26 protein-coding genes and 1 tRNA gene are annotated in these 21,982 nt (G+C 61.4%); 16 read left to right on the top strand and 11 right to left on the bottom strand.

Annotation, left to right across the window (positions count from 1 at the left end):
* Nucleotides 1-110: 110 nt before the first annotated feature.
* The 5 genes from GOX01_RS03990 to GOX01_RS03970 form a co-directional block, all read right to left on the bottom strand.
* Nucleotides 111-185, bottom strand: a tRNA-Gln gene (locus GOX01_RS03990).
* 71 nt (nucleotides 186-256) lie between these two features.
* Nucleotides 257-946 (bottom strand): TetR family transcriptional regulator, encoded by a 690-nt coding sequence (locus GOX01_RS03985; RefSeq protein ID WP_011252689.1) that lies wholly within the window; start codon nucleotides 944-946, stop codon nucleotides 257-259.
* Between the two features lie 81 nt (nucleotides 947-1,027).
* Nucleotides 1,028-1,849 carry a pyrroline-5-carboxylate reductase gene (gene proC / locus GOX01_RS03980; RefSeq protein ID WP_024717177.1) on the bottom strand — a complete coding sequence of 274 codons (822 nt, stop codon included), beginning with the start codon at nucleotides 1,847-1,849 and terminating at the stop codon, nucleotides 1,028-1,030.
* Nucleotides 1,850-1,851: 2 nt separating this feature from the next.
* Complete coding sequence (locus GOX01_RS03975) at nucleotides 1,852-2,358, bottom strand: type III secretion system chaperone family protein (protein WP_062269310.1); 507 nt, start codon at nucleotides 2,356-2,358, stop codon at nucleotides 1,852-1,854.
* A 178-nt stretch (nucleotides 2,359-2,536) separates the two neighbouring features.
* Nucleotides 2,537-2,827, bottom strand: a complete 291-nt coding sequence (locus GOX01_RS03970; protein WP_011252692.1) for an accessory factor UbiK family protein — start codon at nucleotides 2,825-2,827, stop codon at nucleotides 2,537-2,539.
* Nucleotides 2,828-2,908: 81 nt separating this feature from the next.
* Here GOX01_RS03970 and rfaD point away from each other — a divergent pair, with 81 nt between their 5' ends.
* Genes rfaD through pgeF form a run of 3 tightly spaced genes read left to right on the top strand, consistent with a single transcriptional unit; the run spans nucleotide 2,909 to nucleotide 5,494 of the window.
* Nucleotides 2,909-3,889, top strand: a complete 981-nt coding sequence (rfaD, locus tag GOX01_RS03965; protein WP_011252693.1) for an ADP-glyceromanno-heptose 6-epimerase — start codon at nucleotides 2,909-2,911, stop codon at nucleotides 3,887-3,889.
* A gap of 11 nt (nucleotides 3,890-3,900) precedes the next feature.
* Complete coding sequence (lgt, locus tag GOX01_RS03960; protein WP_011252694.1) at nucleotides 3,901-4,722, top strand: prolipoprotein diacylglyceryl transferase; 822 nt, start codon at nucleotides 3,901-3,903, stop codon at nucleotides 4,720-4,722.
* Entirely contained in the window at nucleotides 4,715-5,494 is a 780-nt protein-coding gene (gene pgeF / locus GOX01_RS03955; RefSeq protein WP_011252695.1) for a peptidoglycan editing factor PgeF, read from the top strand. Before lgt ends, pgeF begins: the two co-directional genes overlap by 8 nt.
* Here pgeF and GOX01_RS03950 read toward each other — a convergent pair.
* Entirely contained in the window at nucleotides 5,452-6,627 is a 1,176-nt protein-coding gene (locus tag GOX01_RS03950) for an acyltransferase family protein (RefSeq protein WP_011252696.1), read from the bottom strand. The two genes, pgeF and GOX01_RS03950, sit on opposite strands and share 43 nt — an antisense overlap.
* Nucleotides 6,628-6,758: 131 nt before the next feature.
* Complete coding sequence (locus GOX01_RS03945; RefSeq protein WP_011252697.1) at nucleotides 6,759-8,864, bottom strand: catalase; 2,106 nt, start codon at nucleotides 8,862-8,864, stop codon at nucleotides 6,759-6,761.
* A 213-nt stretch (nucleotides 8,865-9,077) separates the two neighbouring features.
* Between GOX01_RS03945 and GOX01_RS03940 the strand changes: the two genes are divergently transcribed.
* Nucleotides 9,078-9,953 (top strand): SDR family oxidoreductase, encoded by an 876-nt coding sequence (locus GOX01_RS03940; RefSeq protein WP_011252698.1) that lies wholly within the window; start codon nucleotides 9,078-9,080, stop codon nucleotides 9,951-9,953.
* 16 nt (nucleotides 9,954-9,969) lie between these two features.
* On the opposite strand, the gene GOX01_RS03935 is transcribed toward GOX01_RS03940, so the two are convergent.
* Nucleotides 9,970-11,301, bottom strand: coding sequence for an MFS transporter (locus GOX01_RS03935; RefSeq protein WP_011252699.1), 1,332 nt, complete (start codon nucleotides 11,299-11,301; stop codon nucleotides 9,970-9,972).
* A gap of 185 nt (nucleotides 11,302-11,486) precedes the next feature.
* On the opposite strand from GOX01_RS03935, the gene GOX01_RS03930 reads away from it, so the two are divergent.
* Together GOX01_RS03930 and pth are read left to right on the top strand one after the other, a co-directional pair.
* Nucleotides 11,487-12,143 (top strand): 50S ribosomal protein L25/general stress protein Ctc, encoded by a 657-nt coding sequence (locus GOX01_RS03930; RefSeq protein ID WP_011252700.1) that lies wholly within the window; start codon nucleotides 11,487-11,489, stop codon nucleotides 12,141-12,143.
* 3 nt (nucleotides 12,144-12,146) lie between these two features.
* Nucleotides 12,147-12,716, top strand: coding sequence for an aminoacyl-tRNA hydrolase (gene pth / locus GOX01_RS03925; RefSeq protein WP_011252701.1), 570 nt, complete (start codon nucleotides 12,147-12,149; stop codon nucleotides 12,714-12,716).
* Here pth and GOX01_RS13100 read toward each other — a convergent pair.
* A complete protein-coding gene (locus GOX01_RS13100) occupies nucleotides 12,685-13,482 on the bottom strand; it encodes a CPBP family intramembrane glutamic endopeptidase (RefSeq protein ID WP_011252702.1) in 798 nt (265 codons plus the stop codon). The genes pth and GOX01_RS13100 overlap by 32 nt on opposite strands.
* A 64-nt stretch (nucleotides 13,483-13,546) precedes the next feature.
* Here GOX01_RS13100 and GOX01_RS03915 point away from each other — a divergent pair, with 64 nt between their 5' ends.
* From GOX01_RS03915 to GOX01_RS03885, 7 genes are all read left to right on the top strand, one after another.
* The gene (locus GOX01_RS03915) at nucleotides 13,547-14,011 is read left to right on the top strand and encodes a hypothetical protein (RefSeq protein ID WP_024717178.1); all 465 of its coding nucleotides are present in this window, start codon (nucleotides 13,547-13,549) and stop codon (nucleotides 14,009-14,011) included.
* On the top strand, nucleotides 14,008-14,304 hold the full coding sequence (locus GOX01_RS03910; RefSeq protein ID WP_062269312.1) for a transcriptional regulator: 297 nt from the start codon (nucleotides 14,008-14,010) through the stop codon (nucleotides 14,302-14,304). Before GOX01_RS03915 ends, GOX01_RS03910 begins: the two co-directional genes overlap by 4 nt.
* A gap of 124 nt (nucleotides 14,305-14,428) precedes the next feature.
* Nucleotides 14,429-15,523: a redox-regulated ATPase YchF gene (gene ychF / locus GOX01_RS03905; protein WP_062269314.1), complete on the top strand. Its 1,095-nt coding sequence runs from the start codon at nucleotides 14,429-14,431 to the stop codon at nucleotides 15,521-15,523.
* Nucleotides 15,516-16,772 carry a glutamate-5-semialdehyde dehydrogenase gene (locus GOX01_RS03900; protein ID WP_080504743.1) on the top strand — a complete coding sequence of 419 codons (1,257 nt, stop codon included), beginning with the start codon at nucleotides 15,516-15,518 and terminating at the stop codon, nucleotides 16,770-16,772. The genes ychF and GOX01_RS03900 overlap by 8 nt, the downstream gene beginning before the upstream one ends.
* Before the next feature lie 32 nt (nucleotides 16,773-16,804).
* Nucleotides 16,805-17,392, top strand: coding sequence for a nicotinate-nucleotide adenylyltransferase (locus GOX01_RS03895; protein ID WP_011252707.1), 588 nt, complete (start codon nucleotides 16,805-16,807; stop codon nucleotides 17,390-17,392).
* A 98-nt stretch (nucleotides 17,393-17,490) separates the two neighbouring features.
* Complete coding sequence (gene rsfS / locus GOX01_RS03890; protein ID WP_024717179.1) at nucleotides 17,491-17,943, top strand: ribosome silencing factor; 453 nt, start codon at nucleotides 17,491-17,493, stop codon at nucleotides 17,941-17,943.
* Complete coding sequence (locus GOX01_RS03885) at nucleotides 17,944-18,402, top strand: 23S rRNA (pseudouridine(1915)-N(3))-methyltransferase RlmH (RefSeq protein WP_011252709.1); 459 nt, start codon at nucleotides 17,944-17,946, stop codon at nucleotides 18,400-18,402. It begins immediately after the preceding gene.
* A gap of 20 nt (nucleotides 18,403-18,422) precedes the next feature.
* On the opposite strand, the gene GOX01_RS03880 is transcribed toward GOX01_RS03885, so the two are convergent.
* Together GOX01_RS03880 and GOX01_RS03875 are read right to left on the bottom strand one after the other, a co-directional pair.
* Nucleotides 18,423-19,139, bottom strand: coding sequence for a CHAP domain-containing protein (locus GOX01_RS03880; protein WP_011252710.1), 717 nt, complete (start codon nucleotides 19,137-19,139; stop codon nucleotides 18,423-18,425).
* Nucleotides 19,140-19,311: 172 nt separating this feature from the next.
* The gene (locus GOX01_RS03875) at nucleotides 19,312-19,662 is read right to left on the bottom strand and encodes a RidA family protein (protein WP_011252711.1); all 351 of its coding nucleotides are present in this window, start codon (nucleotides 19,660-19,662) and stop codon (nucleotides 19,312-19,314) included.
* 162 nt (nucleotides 19,663-19,824) lie between these two features.
* Between GOX01_RS03875 and GOX01_RS03870 the strand changes: the two genes are divergently transcribed.
* Genes GOX01_RS03870 through GOX01_RS03860 form a run of 3 tightly spaced genes read left to right on the top strand, consistent with a single transcriptional unit; the run spans nucleotide 19,825 to nucleotide 21,944 of the window.
* The gene (locus GOX01_RS03870; protein WP_024717180.1) at nucleotides 19,825-20,475 is read left to right on the top strand and encodes an MBL fold metallo-hydrolase; all 651 of its coding nucleotides are present in this window, start codon (nucleotides 19,825-19,827) and stop codon (nucleotides 20,473-20,475) included.
* Nucleotides 20,476-20,491: 16 nt separating this feature from the next.
* Nucleotides 20,492-20,968 carry a DUF192 domain-containing protein gene (locus GOX01_RS03865; protein WP_174787469.1) on the top strand — a complete coding sequence of 159 codons (477 nt, stop codon included), beginning with the start codon at nucleotides 20,492-20,494 and terminating at the stop codon, nucleotides 20,966-20,968.
* Between the two features lie 7 nt (nucleotides 20,969-20,975).
* Entirely contained in the window at nucleotides 20,976-21,944 is a 969-nt protein-coding gene (locus GOX01_RS03860) for an SDR family NAD(P)-dependent oxidoreductase (protein ID WP_011252714.1), read from the top strand.
* Nucleotides 21,945-21,982 lie beyond the last annotated feature (38 nt).

Here is a 21,982-nt window from a genome sequence, read left to right as displayed (position 1 = left end):
TATGTCCTTCCAGATTACATCCTTGATTGAGATTAGCCAAATCAGTTGACGGGCATTGTCCTGAAACGCGGCATACCCGTTGGGGAAAGCATTTTCCGGTTTTTGGAGGCTGGCTGGGGTGGGAGGATTCGAACCTCCGCATGGCGGAATCAAAATCCGCTGCCTTACCGCTTGGCTACACCCCAAATGATGCGCCCTTCAGAGCGCATGCTTCCGGCCTTCTAATCTGAACCGGCTGCCTTCGTAAAGTGCGAAGTCAGGATTCCAGTTCAAGATCGTGGTCGGGCAGGCCGGTATTGTTCAGGGCCTCGTCCATTTTGCGTCGGGCGGACGGCTTGAGAATTCCGTAGCGCTCGGCGCGGTCCAGGGCGGTATCGAGGGCTGCCATGGTGGCTGCGAGGTCGGGGCTTTCGTCCTTTTCCCAGGCCCGCATGGCGTGGGCCCAGACTGCGGCCAGGGCATTGATGCGTATCACGCCGCCAAAGCCCGTGCAGTCGATCCCTGCGGCTTCGGCGAGCCATTTCATGGAATCAAGGGTGGTGCCGGCCAGAAAAGCTGCCAGAGCCGGGTCGTAGGGCACCGTCTGCAGGACGGCGCGCACGCCTTCGCGATATTCCTGGAAGATATCGAAGCGGCGCATGATCAGGTCGAAGAGATATTCGCGCAGCGTTCCGCCGTCACCGTCGTCACGCAGGGCGCTGGCATCGGCGAGGCGCCCGAGCTGGAGCAGCAGCAGCGCTTTGACCGGGTAGCGCCTGCGGACGGTTTCGACGGGAAGACCGGCTTCGCGGGCTGCGTCCACGAGGGAGAAGCGGTGCCATCCCTCGTTTCCGGCGAGCGACAGGGCAGACTGGAGAAGGGCGGCGTCGAAGGCTTCCTGCGCCATGTCCGGCGGACCGCTCAGCGCCATGTCGTCGGATTCAAAGGGGTCCTGCCGTCCGTCCATACGGGTCTCCTGTCGAAAGCTTCTGGTTTCATGGTGGGAGCATTGCGGTCTGCCGACAAGCTCTCTCCCATAAAGAAACCGTCAGCCTGCGAGTTCGTCGGCCCGTTTTGTAGCAGCGTCAATAGCTTTTGGAACAGTCTCTGGCCAGGCGTCGGATTTCATGAGGACGGCCAGGGCTGCTGCTGTGGTGCCATTGGGGCTGGTGACGGCCTTGCGCAGGTCCTCGGCGCTGTCGGGCAGATCATCGAGCATGCGGCCGGCGCCGTAAATCGTTCCACGCGCCAGCCGGCGGGCGATGGTCGGGGACAGGCCGTGCTGCTGACCGGCTTTTTCCAGAAGCTCCGCCAGCAGGAAAACATAGGCGGGGCCGGAGCCGGAGATGGCGGTGACGACGGACAGATCGGCTTCCTTCTCCACCGGAACGACGTCTCCGACGGCAAACAGCAGATCGTGACAGATGGATTTCTGCTCCGGCGTGGCGGAGGGGGCAGCGTAGAGGCCACTGATCCCGGCACCCACGGCGGACGGTGTATTGGGCATGGCGCGCAGGACGGGAATGTCCGCGCCAGCCAGCCGGGCCGCGTCCGAAAGGGCGGCGCAGGTGCGGCCGGCCATGACGGAGAGAATGGCGGCGTTGCTCATGCGGGGGCCAAGCGCCTTGCCGATAGCGTCGATCATGATTTCGGCAGCGGCCGGCTTGACGGCAAGAACGATGATGTCCGGCTTGAAACCGGCTGGGATTTCGGCGGCGGTACGGACGACGGTGATGGCGTCGTCCGAGCCGGTTCGGTGTCGGTCAAGAATGACGAGCCGGGGCGGTGTGGGGGAGGCGAGCCAGCCGTCGAGCAGCGCGCCTCCCATCTTTCCGCACCCTGCGAGAAGAACCGAAGGGACGGATGGCACGGTCAGGCGTCTCCTGCGCAGTCGAGCATTGCGGCGTCTATGGCGTCCTGCGGTGATTTTCCGCCCCAGAGTGCGAACTGGAAGGCGGGGTAGAACCGCTCGCATTCGGACATGGCGATGTCCACCAGGTCTTCCATGCTTTCACCGGGAAGGGTCTGCACGCCACGCAGCAGCAGCGTATGTCGGTAAGAGGGGGTTCCGGTATCGGGATCGACGGCGAAATGGCCGATCCAGAGGCGGTTATTGGCCAGGGAAACGAGTTCATGGATGGCCGGACGGCGCTTGGCGGGCGAGCGCAGGTCCAGGATGCAGTTGAGATGCAGGGCCGAGAGTTCGTCGGACCATGTGAAATACAGCGAATAGTCGCACCACTGTCCGGGGGCCTGGGCGGCCATTTCGGACGGGCCGAGGCGTTCGAACTCCCATTCATAGAGGCCCATGACCTGTTCCATCAGGTCGAGCGGATGGGATTCTGTTTCCGTGGTGAGTGAGGTGCTCAGGGCAGGCATGGCGGGTCTCCCAAGGCCGTGGAGCCTGGCACCGGCCTGGCGCCGGTGCGGCGCTCCAGATGTCTGCGGCCGGAAGAGGAAAATCCCCTCCCGACATCAATCACGTTATGGACCCTTTGCGCGGTGTGCAAGCATTACGCGTTGCAAAAGTCACACTGGTCCTCATGACTGTTGCAGATCAGCCCTGCGGGCCGCCCTTCTCTTCGGTTGCGAGTTCCTCGACAGCGGAGAGGCGCGATTCGATTTCGGCCAGACGCTGTTCGGTGGCGTCCTGTGCCATGCGGGCGCGGGTGGCCATTTCCTGCACGGCGTCGAATTCGTCGCGGCGGACGAGGTCGAGGCTGTTGAGGATTTCGTCCACGCGGGTGCGGACGATGGCGTGAAGTTCTTCGCGGGCGCCGGTCACGGCGGAAAAGGCGTTGCCGGCAAGGCCTGCGAGGTCGTCGAAAAAGCGGGGTCTGTCAGCCATGATGAAGTTCCTGCTGTTCTGCGGCGTGTCATGTCGGGCGCGTCGCTTGGATCGTTATCGGGGACAGACTATACAGGAAGGATGATTATCGTCACCGGCGGGGCCGGATTCATTGGTTCGTGCCTTCATGCAGCCCTGCGTCGCCGGGGCTTGCGGACGGTTGTGGTTGACCGGCTCAGGGACGGGGTGAAGTGGCGGAATCTGGCGTCCCATGCGCCGGATCGCATCATCACGCCTGACGCGCTTGAGGGTTTCCTCGCGTCGGAGCCGGATGTCGAAGCTGTGTTCCACATGGGGGCGATCAGCGCCACCACGGCGCGGGATGGCGATCTGGTCTGGTCGAGCAACGTGGATCTGTCGCAGACGCTGTGGCGCTGGTGTGCGGCGCGGGGCGTGCGGATGATTTACGCCTCCTCGGCCGCGACCTATGGCGCCGCGGACCGGCCGGAGATGTTCCGTGACGGGCTGGAGAATATCGACGGGCTGCGACCGCTGAACCTGTATGGCTGGTCCAAGCAGGCATTCGATCTGTGGGTGAAGCGGGAAATCGAAGCCGGTGCGCCGGTGCCGCCGCAATGGGCCGGGCTCAAGTTCTTCAACGTCTATGGGCCGAACGAGTATCACAAGGGGTCGATGATCTCTGTGGTGAAGGTCAAGTATGACGAGGTCGTGCAGGGCCATGCGGCAAAGCTGTTCCGCTCGGATGTGCCTGGTCTGGCTGACGGGCAGCAGAAGCGGGACTTCATCTGGGTCGGGGATGTGATGAACGTCATGCTGTGGCTGTTCGACCATCCGGAGGTCAGCGGTCTGTTCAACTGCGGAACGGGCGTGGCGCGGAGCTATCTCGATCTGGCGCATGCGGTCTGCGATGCGGCAAAGCGGGCGCGGGATGTGGAGTTCGTGGACATGCCTGAGAAGCTGCGCGGGCAGTACCAGTCCTTCACCTGTGCGGATATGAGTCGCCTGCGCGCTACGGGATATGATGCGCCGTTTACGTCTCTTGAAGACGGAATCGGGCAGTATGTGCGCGAGTATCTCTCCCAGCCTCACCCCAATCTCTGAGAACCGATTCCTTGAGCCATCCCCTGATCTTTCCGGATTTTGACCCGGTTGCCTTCCATATCGGTCCGCTGGCGGTACGCTGGTATGCGCTCGCCTATATGGTGTCGTTCATCATCGCGCTGCCGATTGCGCGGCGGCTGAACCGTCTGGCGCCGGAAGTGGCGACGAACGAACAGGTGGATGACTTCCTGTTCTACGCCATTCTCGGCGTGCTTCTGGGGGGACGGCTGGGCTATGTGCTGTTCTACCGGCCGATGGATTACCTGTCGCACCCGCTGGAGATCTTCAAGACCTGGGATGGCGGGATGTCGTTTCATGGCGGTGCGCTGGGCGTCATTCTGGCGCTGGCCTATTTCAGCTGGAAGACCCGGCTCAGCTTTCTGGCCTTTGCGGACCGGATCGTGCCGGTTGTGCCGATCGGGCTTGGCCTGGGCCGTTGTGCGAATTTCGTGAACGGGGAGCTTTGGGGGCGTCCGGCGTCTCCGGATCTGCCCTGGGCAATGATCTTCCCGACGGGCGGGCCGATTCCACGGCATCCGTCCGAGCTTTACGAAGCCCTGACCGAAGGTGTTCTGCTGCTGTGCGTGATGCTGTTTGCCGCCAGCCGTCCGCAGGTTCGCGAGCGGTTCGGGTTCCTCTCGGGGCTGTTCCTGTTTGGCTATGCCTGTGCGCGGAGCTTCTGTGAGTTCTTCCGGCAGCCGGATGCGAATATCGGATTCCTCTCGGGTGGGACGACGATGGGGCAGTTGCTGTGCATTCCGATGGCGCTCGCGGGGATGGGGCTGATGGTTTACGCGATGCGGCGCCCGGCTCAGGTGTCAGCGCATGTCTGAGGCCGTGCTGACGGGATCGGTTCTCAAGGTTCCGCATGGGTTCTTCACCCGGCTCGGGGGCGTCTCGCCAGCACCGTATGACAGTCTGAACTGCTCGCTGTCCTCGCAGGATGATCCGGCGAATGTGGCGGAGAACCGGGCGCGGGTGGCGCGGGCGATCGGAGTGGTGCCGGATCATCTGCTGGGTCTGAAGCAGACGCATAGTGATATCACCGTGCCTGTGACGGCTGAAACGCCGCTCTGGGTGGCTGGAACCGGGCAGGCAGGGGATGCGCTGGTGACGGACCGGCCGGAAATCGGCGTGGGTGTCATTACGGCGGATTGTGGGCCTGTGCTGCTGTCTTCTGATGACGGGCGGATTGTCGGTGCGGCGCATGCGGGCTGGCGCGGGGCTGTGGGCGGAATTCTGGAATCCGTGGTTGCGCAGATGGTGGCGCTGGGTGCCACAGGGATCAATGCCGTTGTCGGGCCTTGCATTGCGCCGGAGAGCTACGAAGTCGGCCCGGATATGCGGGATGCGGTTCTCGCCAAGGATGCAGCGGGTGAGAACTTCTTCCGTTCAGCGCCGCGCGAGGGGCATTTCCTCTTCGATCTGCCGGGCTATTGCGGCTTCCGTCTGGAACAGGCTGGGGTCCGGACTGTGCAGATTCTTGGTGTGGATACGCTGACGGACCCTCGGTTTTTCAGCCATCGGCGGCGGACGCTCGCGGGTGGTGGGCATATTGGTCATCAGATCTCGGCGATCCGTCCGCGGGCCTCCCCGCTGGGCTGAGGGCGGCGCAGGCCGGATTTTTCGAGCAGCCAGCGATCGGCGGGGCGCGAGAGAAAGCGGTCCACGAGGGCGCCAAGGCAGAAGGACAGGCCGAGGGTCGGGATGAACCACACCCAGCCGAGCATCCAGTTTTCTCCGGTGGCTCTGAACAGATGGACCATCGGCATGACGACAAACATGTGGCTGAGATAGATTTCATAACTCAGCCGGCCCCACTGGCGGGGCCATGCCAGAAACCGGCTTCCGGTCGTCTTGCCCCATCCGTTGTAGAAAGCGAGGAGCAGGGCGGCGCAGGAGGCTGTGAAGAACAGCGGTGTGGCGTAGCCGAGGGTCAGCCATACGACATGGCCGTCGATCAGATAGAGACCGACGCCCAAGCTTCCGGCCCAGCCAAGCCAGGGCGTGAGTTTTTCAAAAAGGGACGGGCTTATCCGGTGCGCCAGAAGGGCCGCACAGACGCCCATGGCGATTGCGGAAATGCCAGGTCCGTAGGCTTCATCCTGCCAGATGTCCGATGCGTTCCGGATCTGCCATTCCGCGAAAGGGCTGGACAGGGCGAGGAGCGCGAAAACGAGGCCGGGCAGTTTGGGAACGCGTCCGCCCAGCAGGCAGAGGATCGGGAAGGCCGCATAGAACAGTTCCTCGACCGAGAGCGACCACAGCACATCCCAGTTGGGGGGAAGATAGTTCGTCCGAGCTTCGTAGAGGTTCAGATGCATGAATAGCGCTGCGAAGATGGCGCCGGGCAGGGTCTGGCTGTCGTGATGGAACAGGAAATCAGGCGCGCCTGCGAGGTTGAGAGCGGCCAAAATCCCGAGCAGGACCAGCAGGCATGGCAGAATGCGGCAGGCCCGGCGCATTGAGAAGGCAATGGCGTTGATGCCGCCCAGACTGCCCCATCGGCGCAGTGTGTGATCGGTGATCAGGAAGCCTGAAATGACGAAGAAGATCTTCACACCCTTGCCGCCATCCCAGTTCAGGGCTTTCAGCAGTATGGAGGGTAAAACGGCCGAGAGGCCGGTGTGCATCAGGGGGATACGCAGGGCGAGGTGATGGATGACGACGAGGATGATGGATAATCCTCTGAGCAGGTCGATCCCCGGATTGCGCTGTGCGCCTGATGTTGTCTTCACCCTGAAATCCCATCCTGCAAAAGCGGAACGCTTCTGGAATGGAAGTCAGGCATGATTCCGTTCGGAATGTGGCGCGGGGAGGGGCAGATATAAAAAAAGGGCCGGAAAATGTCTCCGGCCCCTGTTTTGTCTCAGACAGCGTGGGTTCTGGCTTCCCGGTCCCAGAAGCGCAGTTTGCGGCATAGGGTGATGAAGGTCTTGAGATCGCTGGGGGCCTCAAGCGGGATGATGCCGTCATCCATGTCTTCTGGCGTAATGCCACCCTTGGCGAGAAGAGGCTTGGCGTCCGGGCCGTAGCCGATGAACTTCGCATGGGCGAAGGCATCGGCCACAAAATCCCGTGCAGTGGCCTCGCCAGTCAGGAGCTTTGCCCCTGCTGCGGACGGGAGCAGGACGACCGCATCATACAGGACCGAGGGTGCGCCAACGATCTTCTGGCCAGCCGGAACAAGCTTGCCATCCGTCGTTTTCACGCCACCAACCGCCGGGGCTACCAGTTCGACGATCGTGCCTTCCGCTTCCGCGGCTTTCATCAGAGCAGCGAGCAGGTCTGCATCCGTGCCATCGGTGACGAGCACACCCAGATTGCGTCCCTTGAACGTCTTGGGGCCGTTCTTGAGAATGCTGAGCGGGTCCGAAGCCGGCAGATCCGTCAGCGGCGTGCGGGCAGCCGGGGCAGGAGCCGGCATCTTTTCCAGACGCAGGCCTTCAGCCACGCCCTTTGCGAGCTTTTCATCGACGTTCAGCAGATGGGCGACGACGCGGGCACGGATGGCCGGGGTGAGGCACTTGCTGAGCTCGAAGACGAAGGCATTCTTGATATGCGTCTGCTCGGTCGGGGTCTGGCTGGTGTAGAACTGGCGGGCCTGACTGTAGTGATCGGCAAACAGTTCGCCGCGCTCACGGGTTTTGCGGCCATTAAGCTCTTCCGCATAGGGTTTGTAGCCGGTCTGCGGGTTTTCACGCGGTCCCATGCCCCAGGAGTTGGGCTCATAGTTTGCACGCCCTTTCGGGTTGTGCATGGCCATGTGGCCGTCCTGCTGGAAGTTGTGGAACGGGCATTTCGGCGCGTTTATGGGGATATGCGTGAAGTTCGGGCCGCCGAGGCGCTTGGTCTGGGTGTCCAGATACGAGAAGTTCCTGCCCTGCAGAAGCGGATCGTTGGTGAAGGCAATGCCGGGGACGACATTCTGGGTGCAGAAGGCGACCTGCTCGGTTTCGGCGAAGAAGTTGTCCACCGTGCGGTTCAGCACCAGACGGCCGATGCGGCGGACCGGGATGAGTTCTTCGGGGATCAGCTTGGTGGCGTCCAGAATGTCGAAGTCGAACTTGTCGGCAAAGTCGTCATCAAAGAGCTGCACGCCGAGTTCCCATTCCGGGAAATCGCCGGAATTGATGGATTCCCACAGGTCGCGACGATGGAAGTCCGGGTCGGCGCCGTTGATCTTGACGGCTTCGTTCCACACGACGGACTGCAGGCCCTGCTTCGGCTTCCAGTGGAACTTCACATAGGTGGATTTGCCCTCGGCGTTGACGAGGCGGAATGTGTGGACACCGAAGCCTTCCATGAAGCGGAAGGAGCGCGGAATGGCGCGGTCGGACATGATCCACATGAGCATGTGGACGGTCTCGGGCGAGAGCGACGCGAAGTCCCAGAAATTGTCATGGGCGGACTGGGCCTGCGGAAAGCCGCTGTCGGGTTCTTCCTTTACGGCGTGGACCATGTCCGGGAACTTGATGGCGTCCTGGATGAAAAAGACGGGCATGTTGTTGCCAACAAGGTCCCAGTTGCCTTCTTCGGTATAGAGCTTCACGGCAAAACCGCGCACGTCGCGGGCCACGTCGAAGGAGCCGCGGCCACCGGCGACGGTCGAGAAACGGACGAAGGCGGGAACGCGCTTGCCGATTTTGCCCAGTACACTGGCCGTCGTGTAATCGGCCAGGGAGTCTGTCAGTTCAAAAAAGCCATGCGCGCCGTAGCCGCGGGCGTGGACGACGCGCTCGGGGATGCGCTCGTGATCGAAGTGGAAGATCTTCTCGCGGAAATGAAAGTCTTCCAGAAGGGCAGGCCCGCGGGCACCGGCTTTCTCGGTGTTCTGATCGTCGGAGACGGGAACGCCCTGCTGGGTCGTGAGGGTTGGGGTCTCGCCTGATGCCACCTGATGGGTGGCCCCCTGCGGGCCGCGTTCGAAGGTCTGGTCGCCGATGGTGACGGTTTTGCGTTTGTCCGTGCTCATGAAATGCGCCTCTGCCTGTAGGCCCGGAAAAATACGGGACTTCGGGAAGTCTGGATGAGGAAGCTGCCCTTCCCATCGGAAAGGCCGTGCCCCTTAGAAGGCGCTGTCCGGGGCAAGTGTTCCTGAAATAAATCCGGGAAATTTTCTGAACCTGTCCGGAAGACGGGCCGTTAAGCGCAGGAACTCTGTCCATGACGACACAGGAGTGTTTCCATGCCTGCTGATCCTCGCACCCGCTATCCGCGTCCGCCGTTCCGGGGCCAGACGCAGAAATTTCCGGGTCTTTCAGAAAAGATGATTCCCCGGCCCGATTACGGCGAAGAAACCTATAAGGGTTCCGGAAAGCTCGCGGGGCTTGCGGCCCTCATCACGGGTGGTGATTCGGGGATCGGGCGGGCGGTCGCGCTGGCATTTGCGCGTGAAGGCGCGGATGTCGCGATTTCGTATCTGGAAACGGAGGCGGATGATGCGCGCGATATCGGGGAACAGATCAAGGCCGAGGGGCGGAACTGTCTGTTGTTGCCCGGAGATATCCGTGATGGTGCGCATTGTCGTGAGATGATCAGCAGGACCGTCGAGACGTTCGGGCGACTTGATATTCTGGTGAACAATGCGGCCTTCCAGAAGGCGCGGGCCAAGCTGGAAGAGATTTCCGATGAGGAATGGAAGCGCCATTTCTCCACGAATACGGATGCGCTGTTCCATCTGACGAAGGCGGCCCTGCCGCATCTTCAGGCCGGGGCGTCCATTATCAACACGTCTTCGGTCAATCTGAAGACGGCGCCGGAACTGCTGGTGCCGTATTCCATGACGAAGGCGGCGATTGCGAATTTCACATCCAGCATGGCGCAGCAGCTCGCCGGGCGGGGAATCCGGGTCAATGCCGTGATGCCGGGGCCGATCTGGACGCCGTTCATCGCCACCGGAATGCCCGAGGAAGAGCAGGAGCATCTGGGTTCGGATGTACCGCTGGGCCGTCCGGGGCAGCCGGCCGAGCTGGCAGGCGCCTATGTCTATTTTGCCGATCCGCTGAACAGCTACACCACGGGCGCGCTTCTGGCGGTCAATGGTGGGGTGCCGATGATCTGAGACCCATCTTCCGAAGTCAGGTCTGTGCGAACGCCTGCTCGTCATCGAGCGGGCGTTTTTCCGTTCTGGGGCCGAAGACGAGCGTGACGGTGGCGCCTGACAGCAGGATCAGGGTCGTGAGGCCGAAAACGCCGGGAAAGCCCGCAAGCGGGTAGAGCCAGCCGATCAGGACGGGTGATGCGATGGCGCCCAGGCGCGCGATGGCAGAGGCGAGACCCATGCCCCGGGCGCGCAGGGACGTCGGAAAGAGCTCGGGTGTGTAGGCGTAAATGCCGCCGAAGGTGCCGTTCATGAAGAAGGACAGCAGGATGCCGAAGATCAGAACTTCGGTCGGTGTCTGGCTTGTCGCCATGCCGATGGCGCTGATGGCTCCGGCAACCATGAAGAGCGCCACCGTTCCGCGCCGTCCCAGACGATCGGTGAGGAAGGCGGCGGAGGCATAGCCGGGAAGCTGGGCGAAATAGATCGAGATGGCGTAGCCGAAGCTGCGGGTGACGGTCATGCCACGCTCGATCATCAGGGTCGGGATCCAGGTGAAGAACGCGTAGAAACTGAAGGTGATGGCCAGCCACATGGCCCAGCTCATGAAGGTGGAGCGGCGCAGGTTGGGGGCGAAGAGATCCCGGACCGGACGGATGCTTGGGGCGCCACGGTCGGTCGTCGTGGTCAGGCCGACGGCAAGGCCCGCGCTTTCCTCAATGTCGCCGACGATGCGGCAGGCTTCGGCCGTCTGGCCGCGTTCGTCGAGCCAGCGGGGGGATTCGGGCAGGGCGCGGCGCCACCACAGAAGCATCAGGACCGGAAAGCCTGTGAGCGCCAGCGCCCAGCGCCAGCCATCCGCCATGGCGGGCACGAGCATGAACCCCATGATGGCGGCGGTGACATAGCCGAAGGAATAGAATCCCGTGAGGGCGGCTGTGAATGCACCGCGATAGCGGGCGGCTACGAATTCGCTGAGATAGGGCGCGATGATGGTGGCTTCCGCACCGGCGCCGATTCCGGAAAGGAGGCGGCACAGGAAAAAGCCCGCGAAGGAAGACGATCCGGCGGAGAGCAGGGAGCCGATGGCATAGATGGCCAGGGCGCTCATCATGACGCGGCGGCGCCCGGAGCGGTCTCCCCACCAGCCTGACAGCAGGGCGCCCAGCCCGTAGCCTAGATAGGTGGCGCTGCCGAGCAGGCCGAGTTCCGGGCCGCTCAGATGCCACTGGTTTTTCAGCATCGGGAGCGCAAAAGCCACGATCGCGGAATCGAGGCCGTCGAATGTGTAGCCGAGGCCGCCGAGGAACAGGAGTTTCCAGTGAAAGCGGGTAAAGGGCAGGCGTTCGATGCGGGCGGCAATGCTCATCGGGTGGGGGATCTGCCGGAAACTGTGGAAATGAAAGGCAAGCGTAGCGGCCTGCAGACGGGCTGGTCCAGAGGGGCGGAGTCCGAAAATGGTTGTGCCGGTGGCGGTTTTCCGCTACTCCGCGCCTCGCACAGGCACCCCTGGAGGTCTGTGTTGAGTGAAATTCAATACGCAGGAGCGTAACAGTGGCTAATTTGACGACACTTGCTGTCTCGACGCGTGCGAAGGCTGGTAAGGGGGCAGCGCGCGCAACGAGACGTGAGGGCCTGGTGCCGGCCGTGATCTACGGTGGCAAGCAGGAACCCTCCATCATCGCACTTGATCCGCGCGTGATCATGAAGGAACTGCATCGCGGTGGCTGGTCCTCCCGCGTGTACAACCTGGCTGCCGAAGGCGCAGAGCCGGTTGCAGCCCTGATCCGTGACGTGCAGCTGCACCCGGTCACCGATGCCCCGATCCATGTTGACTTCCAGCGCGTTGCTGCCGGCACCAAGGTGCACGTTGAAGTCTCCATCGCTTTCGTTGGCGAAGAGAAGTCCCCGGGCATCAAGCGCGGTGGCGTTCTGAACGTCGTCCGTCACTATGTGGACGTGCAGGCTGATCCGGCCAACATTCCGGAGCACTTCACGGCCGAGCTGAGCGGTCTGGACATCCACGACAACGTGCGCTGGACGGACCTCAAGGGCACCGAAGGCGTTGTTCTGGGCAGCGGCCAGGCTGCTGACATGGTCATCGCCTCCATCGCTGCACCGACGATCGATGCCGAAATGGAAGCCGAAGCTGCTGCCAAGGCCGCTGCTGAAGCTGAAGCAGCTGCAAAGCCCGGCGCAAAGAAGAAGTAAGTCATGAGGCTCTGGACCGGTCTCGGCAACCCCGAGCCGGGGATGAGCCGTCATCGACACAATATCGGCTTCATGGCGGTCGACGAGATCGCCAGGCGCCACGGTTTCTCACCGTGGCGCAAGCGTTTCCGGGGGGAGACCTCCGAAGGCGTCATCGGGGGGCAGAAGATCCTGCTCCTCAAGCCGATGACGTATATGAACCGGTCAGGCGACAGCGTTCAGCAGGCCGCGCAGTTCTTCAAGATTGCGCAGGACGATATCACCGTATTCCACGACGAACTCGACCTTGCCTTCGGCAAACTGCGCATCAAGCGTGGCGGTGGTGCGGCTGGGCATAATGGCCTGCGCTCCATGGATAAATGTCTGCCGGGGCCGGATTACTGGCGTGTGCGGATGGGAATCGGTCATCCGGGCCATAAGGACCGTGTGACCGGGCATGTTCTGGGAAATTTCGCCAAGGCGGAAGAGCCGGAGCTGGAACGGTGGCTTGAGGCCATCGCCGACGCGGCGCCTCTGCTGGCGAAGAAAGAACACGAAGCCTTCATGACGAAGGTCGCCCTGCTGGCTGCCTGACGGTACTGCGGCTGAAATGGCCGCTTAGCGCCGGTCTGATGAATAGGGCGACGACATCCATCAGGGCGTGAAATCCCATCAGCCAGATCAGCGGTGTTCCGTTTAGGGCACGGATCATGAAGATCAGGCCGAGAGCTGTCGTGGCCAGAACGCCTTTGAGCCCCTGATACCAGTGCATTCCCCCGAATAGCAGCGTTGAGAGCGCGGCGCCGGCGATCAGACTGCCGGTGAGTTGGCCTGTAAGCAGGGGAAGGGCCAGCCGGAAAAACAGTTCCTCGCCCAGACCGGCATTCAGGCACAGCAGAAACGCCAGTCCGGCTTCGGGCCATGTCCGGGGGATCATGGCCGCAAAGTCGCCTAAAGGTTTGAGGGGTAAGGGCCGTTTGAGCTTTCGGAGCAGGAGGAGGACTCCTGCGAGGATCAGAATCCCGCAACCAAATCCGATGAAAAAGGCCGGCGACGTTTCAGGCGGTGCCGTGCTGGCAGTTGGAGTGGGATGCGACAGGCGCAGTTGCGTCAGGCTGGTCCAGCCCAGAGGCCGGGGCAGAAGCCAGAGGGTCATGACGCCACCCAGATCGAAGAGCAGGATGCTCTGGATCAGCCATTTCAGATAAAGGCGACGCCGTTCACCGGTCCGGGTGACCGTCCGGAAGTGCTGCCAGTCCCGTGTTCCTGCGTAGCTGTGGTGAATGCAGGCGCCCAGCAGGGCCGTGAGCCAGAGGATGGCCAGAATTCCGGACCTCGGAGTGCCGTGCAGGATTGTCATGATCTTGTTGTCTTTCCATAATGGAAAGACAGATCATCATTTTCCACATTGGAAAGTCAATACCGTGCAGCAGGATGGAGTCAGGACTGTGGACGTGACCAGCCGGGACGATGCGCGTGTGCAACTGGAAGCCTTGGGGGCTTTCAGGGAAAAGCTGGGTGACGAGCTTGTCTGCCCCTGGTGGAATGCGCCCGTCATGGGCGGCCTTCTGGCGCTGCTGACATTCTCCATGAGTCTGGACCCGCCATTCATCTTCCTGCTGGAAGGGCTGTGCATCGCGTTGATAGGGATTTTCTATGCGCTTGCGCGGCGGCGGATGGGATATTTCGTCAATGGCTATCGTCGGGGCCGGACACGGAAGGTCGCGATCGGCATGATGCTGGCGGTCTATGCGATGATGGCGCTGTCGGGGGCTAGTGTGCGGGGGTGGCTGCCCTGGCTTGCGACGCTGGGCAGTTTTGCGATCGGCTATGGGGCGGCCCTGCTCTGGCAGAGGGCCTGGCGGGCTGATATGACAGCGGCGTTGTGACTGCTGTTCCCCAATTCGATCCTGTCATTCATCCTCCCGCGCGTCTGCAGCTTGCTGCGGCCCTGTCGGAAGTGGATGACATGGAGTTCGGGCGGGCGCGGGATCTGCTGGGGGTGAGTGACTCAGTCTTGTCCAAGCATCTCGCCCAGATGCAGGAGGCGGCCTATGTGCGGTTACGCAAGGCGCCTCTGGGGGGACGGCAGCGGACCTGGCTGGTTCTGACGGCACAGGGGCGTGCGGCTTTGAAGGCGCATGTCCGGGCATTGCAGGATCTGGCGGGAATCGTGGGCTGAAAAGCCTGTTTCGCGGCGGGAGGTGGTTGTGAGCCTCTTCGGTTTCTGCGAACACAGGGCAACGGAATTTTCTGGAACGGATCGTTCGCGTCTGGACGGTCTTCAATGATGATGGAGAGCACGAATGGGTTTCAATTGCGGCATCGTCGGTCTGCCCAATGTCGGCAAGTCCACGCTGTTCAATGCCCTGACGGAAACGGCGGCTGCACAGGCTGCGAATTACCCGTTCTGCACCATCGAGCCGAATACGGGCCGTGTGGCTGTCCCGGACCCGCGACTGGATGAGCTGGCGCGGATCGGCAAGTCCATCCGTAAAGTGCCGACCAGCCTTGAGTTCGTGGATATCGCGGGCCTGGTCCGTGGTGCGTCCAAGGGCGAAGGCCTGGGCAACCAGTTCCTGGCCAATATCCGTGAAGTCGATGCCATCGTGCACGTCCTGCGCTGCTTCGAAGACGACGACATCACCCATGTTGAAGGTGGCGTTGATCCGGTTCGGGATGCGGACATCATCGAGACGGAACTGATGCTGGCGGATCTGGAAAGCCTGGAGAAGCGCCAGGTCGGTCTGCAGAAGCGGGCCCGTGGCAATGACCGTGAGGCTCAGGCCCAGCTTGAACTGATGGAGCCGCTGCTGGCAGCGTTGCGTGATGGCAAGCCGGCCCGGACGGCGGTTCCCAAGGGGCAGGAAGCAGAGGCCTCCCGCCTTCAGCTTCTGACGACGAAGCCGGTTTTGTATGTCTGCAATGTCGAGGAAGCTTCGGCCGCGACCGGAAACGCCTTTTCGGAAGCTGTGCGCAAGCGGGCCGAAGCCGAGGGCGCGGGTGTTGTCGTGGTGTCGGCTGCCATTGAGGCGGAAGTCAGCCAGCTGCCGCAGGAAGACCGGACGGAGTTCCTTGAAGGGCTGGGTCTGACAGATAGCGGGTTGGATCGCGTCATTGCGGCTGGCTACAAGCTGCTGGGCCTGCGGACATATTTCACGGTTGGACCGAAGGAATCCCGTGCCTGGACGATTACGGCCGGGACCAAGGCACCGCAGGCCGCTGCCGTCATTCATAACGACTTCGAACGCGGGTTCATTGCCTGTGAAACCGTGGCCTTCGATGATTACGTCGCCTGCAATGGTGAGGCCGGGGCCAAGGAAGCCGGAAAGCTGCGGATCGAAGGCAAGGAATATGTGGTGCAGGATGGTGACGTCCTGCTGTTCCGGTTCAATGTCTGAGGCAGGACACATTCTGGACGGTCTGGCGGAGCATGCTCGTCGTGCCAGCCGGAGTCTGGCGCGGGCGAATGCGGGAACCCGCAATCATGCCCTGTCCGAAGCTGCGAAAGCACTGAGGGTCCGGTCGGACGAGATCGTGGCCGCCAACCAAAAGGATCTGGCAGCGCTTTCCGAAGACCGGAACGCGGCGTTCCGGGACCGTCTTACGCTGACGCCGGAGCGGGTTGAGGCGATGGCGCGCGGTCTGGAAGACGTGGCAGGGTTGCCGGATCCGGTCGGGCGGGTTCTGGCGGAATGGGACCGGCCGAACGGGCTGCATTTCCGCCGGGTCGCGACGCCGCTTGGCGTGATCGGCATGATCTATGAAAGCCGGCCGAATGTTGGGGCTGATGCCGCGGCGCTGTGCATCAAGTCTGGCAATGCGGTAATTCTGCGTGGTGGTGGAGAAAGTCTTCATTCCGCGCGCGCCATTCAGGCGGCGATGGAAGACGGATTGCGGGCAGCCGGGCTGGACGAGGCCTGTGTGCAGATCCTGCCATCTGCCGACCGGGCTCTGGTCGGAGCGATGCTGCAGGCTTCGGGAAAGATCGACCTGATCATTCCGCGTGGCGGAAAGTCCCTTGTGGAGCGCGTGCAGCGTGAGGCCCGCGTACCGGTTCTGGCGCATGCGGACGGTCTGAATCACACCTACATTCATGCGAGTGCTGATCCGGCCATGGCCCGGAAAATTCTGCTGGATGCGAAGATGCGGCGGACGGGGATCTGTGGTGCAACGGAGACGTTGCTGATTGATGCGGCGATTGCGCCGGCTCTGCTGCCCTTGCTTGTTGAAGATCTGGCTGCGAAGGGATGTACATTCCGGGCAGATGATCGGGCGCGTGCGATTGTGCCGACGCTTGCGGCAGCCTCGGCTGATGATTTCGATACGGAATGGCTGGACGCCGTGCTTTCGGTTGCCGTGGTGGACGGGGTTGAAGATGCTCTGGATCACATCGCGCGGCATGGAAGTTCGCATACCGAGGCCATTATTGCCGAAGATCCTGAAGCCGCGGCCGAGTTCCTCAACGGGACGGACAGTGCGGTTGTGATGTGGAATGCGTCCACGCAGTTCTGTGACGGTGGGGAGTTCGGATTCGGTGCGGAAATCGGCATTGCGACAGGGCGTATGCATGCCCGGGGGCCGGTGGGGCTCGAGCAGCTGACATGCTACCGGTACGAAGTGATCGGCACGGGGCAGGTGCGGGGCTGATCAGTATCCCGACGTCTGGTGACGGCCGGAACATGCGGATCGGCCTTCTGGGCGGGTCTTTCAATCCGGCGCATGCGGGTCATCTCATGCTGGCGCGGCGGGCCTTGCGGGCTTTGCGTCTGGATCAGGTGTGGCTCATGGTCTCACCCGGGAATCCGCTCAAGCCGAGTAAAGGCATGGCGCCGTTCAGGGTGCGTCTTGCCTCTGCGGAGCGGATTGCAGACGGACGGCGAATCGTTGCAACGGATATCGAATCGCGGCTTGGGCAGCGCTTCACCGTAAAAACGGTCGGATTGCTGAAACAGCGTTTCCCGCATGTGCGTTTCGTCTGGCTGATGGGTGCGGACGGGCTGGCGCAGCTTTCGCACTGGAAGCGCTGGCGGCGGTTGGCTGCGATGGTTCCCATTGCTGTGCTCCCGCGTCCGGGCAGTGTTTCGCCAGCCCTGCGGGGGGCCGCGGCCTCTGTTTTGCGGCATCAGAGACGGCCTTCGCGCGAATCACCTGTGCTTGCGGAGCGAAAAGGCAACGCATGGACGTTCCTTTCTGCGCCGCAGAACGATATATCGGCTACAGCGTTGCGTGAGTCCGGCCAGTTTCGTCCGGATTCCGATCAGGAGTAAAAACCATCACCAAGACGACCTCTCCCGAATCGCAGGCCAAAAAGCCTGTGCGCCGGAAAACCAGCTCCCCCGATGCGGCACTGGCCGAGGCTGCCAAGGTGCCGGGAACGGCTCGCAAGAAGGCCGCAGTTGCCGGACCGAAGAAAACGGCCGTCAAGCGCGAAGCCGTGCAGCCGGATCTTCTGACCAGCATGCTGACGGTCATCACCACGAGTCTGGATGAAGACAAGGGTGAAGACATCGTTGTGCTGGACCTGGTCGGCCGCGCGAATTTTGCTGATCGCATGGTTATTGCGACCGGTCTTGCCGACCGCCAGATTTCCGCGATGGCGCATCACATCGAGAAGAAGCTCAATGAGATCGGCATCAAGCGCATTCTGATCGAAGGCGCGAATGGCAGCGACTGGGTTCTGATCGATGCCGGTGATGTTGTCGTGCATCTCTTCAAGCCGGAAAGCCGTGAGCTTTACGGGCTTGAGCGCATGTGGGGCACCGATCTGGATGGCAGCGAAGACGAAGTTGCTGTCGGGCAGGACGAAGAGCAGGACTGAATGAAACTGGTCGCAATCGGCCGGCTCAAAGCCGGGCCGGAGCGCGAACTGTTCGAGCGTTATGCGGGCCGGATCAGGCCCGCTTTGACGGTGACGGAACTCGCGCCGTCAAAAGGCAGCGTCCAGGAGCAGAAGCGCCAGGATGCTGCGGCTCTTCTGGGGGCTTGTCCTGACAATGCCCTGATCGTGGCGCTGGATGAGGGTGGCAAGACACCGGACAGCCTGCGGCTGGCGGAGATGCTGTCCCGCTGGCAGGAATCGGGGCGCCCCATTCATTTTCTGATCGGTGGTGCGGAAGGGCTGGATTCAAGCGTGATCCAGCGGGCCGATTCCGTGATTTCTCTGGGGAAACTGACCTGGCCGCACATGCTGGTCAGGGTCCTGATCGCCGAGCAGGTGTTCCGGGCTCAGGCCATCAATACCGGTCATCCCTATCACAGGGAATCACGACCGGACTGAAGCCCGGTCGTCGGGCTTTATCAGCGAATCGAACGGTCGGGAGCGTCCGAAGTGAAGGCATCGTCCGGAGCTTCGGCGACTTCTGTGCTGCTCATCGGATGGCTCAGAGCGTCGGAGCCGTTCAGGACGGCGCGGTGACGGAAACCTGAGACGTTCGAAGCGCGTGCCATCACGACATGCGGGGCCGGGTTGCGATCGCCATTGTCGGAATGGGGATAGATGAAACCGTAGGTCGGATAGATGCTGCCCAGGCGGCCGCTGCGATCGTTGAGAGCGACGCGGACCGCGCTCCAGTCATTGTTGGGCGAAACATCAACGACGCGCACGTTATGGGCGATGCCGTTGGACGCCCAGTGGGACTGGTCGATATAGATTGTGCGGCTGTCTTCCACCGAACGGACCACGGCGACATGGCCGAGCGGCATACGGCGGATGGCGCGGAAATTCAGGACCGAACCAGCCTGCGGAGCGGACCCGCGGGCATAAACGCCAGCGGCATTGTACCACCAGTCACGCGCATTGCCGTGCAGAACGACTTCTGAAGCCGTCTTGGCGTAGGCGACGCACTGAATGACGTGAGCATAAGAATGGCGATGGCTGCTGGAACGGTGGCTGTGAAAGACGGTCCGTCCGTGGTGACCCGAACTGTGACGGGCCTGAGCCTGTCCCGAAAAGAATGCGATCGCGGAGAGCGCCAGAGCAGAGAAAAAGGTTTTCCGGCAACTTTTATGCTTCACGATCTTTAGGATCCTGATTGGTTGTGTGTTGTTCGGGTTACAGGGAGGTAACAACCTTCCTGCAACCCTGACAAGAGCAGAATGCAGGCCTGTGGGTTAAATTTTCATTTCCAAAGAAAATCTTTTTGACACCACACTCTGCTGCATTCTCGCCATAATCGTCTGATTCAGATCACTTCGTGGTCGTGAGCATGATTTCCACGAGGATCTTCGGGTCCGCCATGACGGCCTGAACGCAGGCGCGGGCAGGGGCCATGTTTTCCGGAAGCCATGCGGACCAGACCGTGTTGAGGGCGGTACGGTCTGCGATGTCCTTCACCCAGATCTGGGCCTGAAGGATGCGGGTCTTGTCGGTGCCGTGCACTTCAAGAATTTCGTCGAGCTGGTCGAGAACGCTCTTGGTCTGTTCTTCGATTCCCTTGGACAGATCAGCTGCGACAACGCCCTGCGTGAAAATGAAGCCGTGATATTCGACGGCCTTGGAAAGAATGGCGTTGGGTTCTGTGCGGATGATGCGGCTCATGATGACACCTCGTGTGATGGGGAAAGGTGGAGAGTGACCTTCCTGTGAAAAGGGGTCAATGATCCGTGGTGGCTGGTGTCAGGCGGATGCTGTGTCTCACTTGTCGCACAGGGGCTGACGCGGTATCGCCACATCAGAACGGACCGTCTGGAAGGGGGAGCTGTGACTCCTTTGTATGCGAAGCGGGTGCCGGTAACGCCTTTGCGGCAGAACTGCACCATTCTCTCGAATGATGAGGGTCGTGCCGTTGTGGTGGATCCCGGCGGAGATGTCGGAGACATTCTTCAGCATCTGGACGGGATGACCGTTGAGGCCATTCTTTTGACGCATGGTCATCTGGATCATGCCGGCGGCGCTGCTGCCCTGAAAAGAGCTCTTGAAAAGCAGCAGGGGCAGCCGGTTCCGGTTCTGGGGCCGGACAGGCGGGATGAGTTCCTGTTGCAAAGCATCACGAAACAGGCGGCTGCTTTCGGAATTCCGGGCATGGAGAATGTTGCGCCGGATCGCTTTGTGGAAGGCGGAGAAGTCCTGCATCTGCTGGGGCAGGATCTTCATGTCGCGCATGTTCCTGGCCATACGCCGGGGCATGTCGTCTTTGTGGATCATGACAACCGTCGCGTTCTGGCTGGCGATACGCTGTTCCGTGGGACGGTTGGCCGGACGGATTTTGCGTATGGCGATTCACAGGCGCTTGTCGACGGTATTCGCAGACATCTTCTGACGCTGTCTGATGATACGGTGGTTTTGTGCGGGCACGGGATGCCGACGACCATCGGAGAAGAGCGCCGGACCAATCCGTTCCTGATTTCCTGAACCTGAAAGTCATATCATGCGAGTTTTATGCTGTGCGCTGGTGGCGGCGCTTGGAATGAGTGCTGGCGTTGCGAAGGCGGAGGAGCCGATCACGCAGGCGCAGGCCCGTCTGCCAACCGCGCCTTTGACCATTACGACACGTGATGGTCAGAAGCATGAGTTTACGGTGGAGCTGGCCAAGACCTATCGCCAGCAGGAAGTGGGCGAGATGTTCCGCAAGCGTCTGCCTGAGAACGAGGGGATGCTGTTCATGTGGGCAACGCCTCAGGTCTCGGACATGTGGATGCGTAATACGCTTGTGCCGCTGGACATCGTGTTCATTGATTCAACGAACCATATCCATGCCATTGCGGAAAATGCCGTCCCTCTGAGCGAGGCGATCCTGCGCAGTGATGGTGTGGTGGCCAATACGCTTGAGCTGGCAGGGGGCGTTACGGCGAAGCTGGGGATCCGGGTGGGCGATGCTGTTACCAGTTCCGCGCTGAAGCATTGATGGTCCTGTGAAAGTTCTGGTTACCGGGGTTGCCGGGTTTATAGGGTTTCATGTTGCGCGGGCCCTTCTGAAGCAGGGCATGGAGGTCGTAGGCGTCGATACTCTCAATGCCTATTATGATCCGGCCCTCAAAGCCGCCCGACTGGAGCAGCTTGAGCCTTATCCGGGGTTCAGCTTTCTGAAAGTAGACGTAGCCAGTCCTGCAGCCATGCAGGACTTGGTCGCGCGGCACTCCGATCTGGAAGGTGTCATCCATCTTGCGGCCCAGGCCGGGGTTCGGCATTCGATGGTCGATCCCTATTCCTATGTGACGTCCAACGTCATGGGGCAGGTCGCTCTTCTGGAAGCCTGCCGTCATCTGAAAAAGCTGACGCATGTTGTGTATGCGTCCTCCTCCTCCGTTTATGGCCGCAATCAGAGCGTTCCTTTCCGGGAGACGGATCGGGTTGAAAGGCCCAGTTCCGTATATGCTGTAACCAAGCGTGCTGCCGAACTGATGTCTGAGTCCTACGCGTATCTGCACGGTATTCCGCAGACGGGGCTCCGGTTTTTTACCGTGTATGGTCCCTGGGGAAGGCCCGATATGGCGTATTACGGGTTTGCGAAAGCAATTTCGGAAGGGCGCCCGGTGACCCTTTATGAAGGAAAGCACCTTTCCCGAGATTTCACCTATATCGATGACATCGTCAGGGGCGTGCAGCAGGTTCTGGGCAGGCCGCCGGAAGCCGGGATGTCGCGGGTGCTTAATCTGGGAGGGGATAAGCCGGAAAGAGTGACCCGCATGATTGAGCTGCTTGAGCAGAATCTGGGAAAGAAAGCTTTCGTGGAGCGGCGTCCCAGACCGGTGGCTGATATGGAATCAACCTGGGCTTCTTTGGAAAATGTCAGGGAATTCTGCGGTTGGAAGCCGGCCGTGTCTTTTGAAGACGGGATGAAGGAATTCTGTCTGTGGTTCAGAAAGTTTCACGAAATCTGATTTTTTCACAAAAATGCAATTTTCCTGTTGACCCCCCT

The organism is Gluconobacter oxydans (assembly GCF_006539685.1).
Lineage (GTDB): Bacteria > Pseudomonadota > Alphaproteobacteria > Acetobacterales > Acetobacteraceae > Gluconobacter > Gluconobacter oxydans.
Note: the sequence above shows the minus strand (reverse complement) of the source record. Positions and strands in the feature narration are given on the sequence as shown.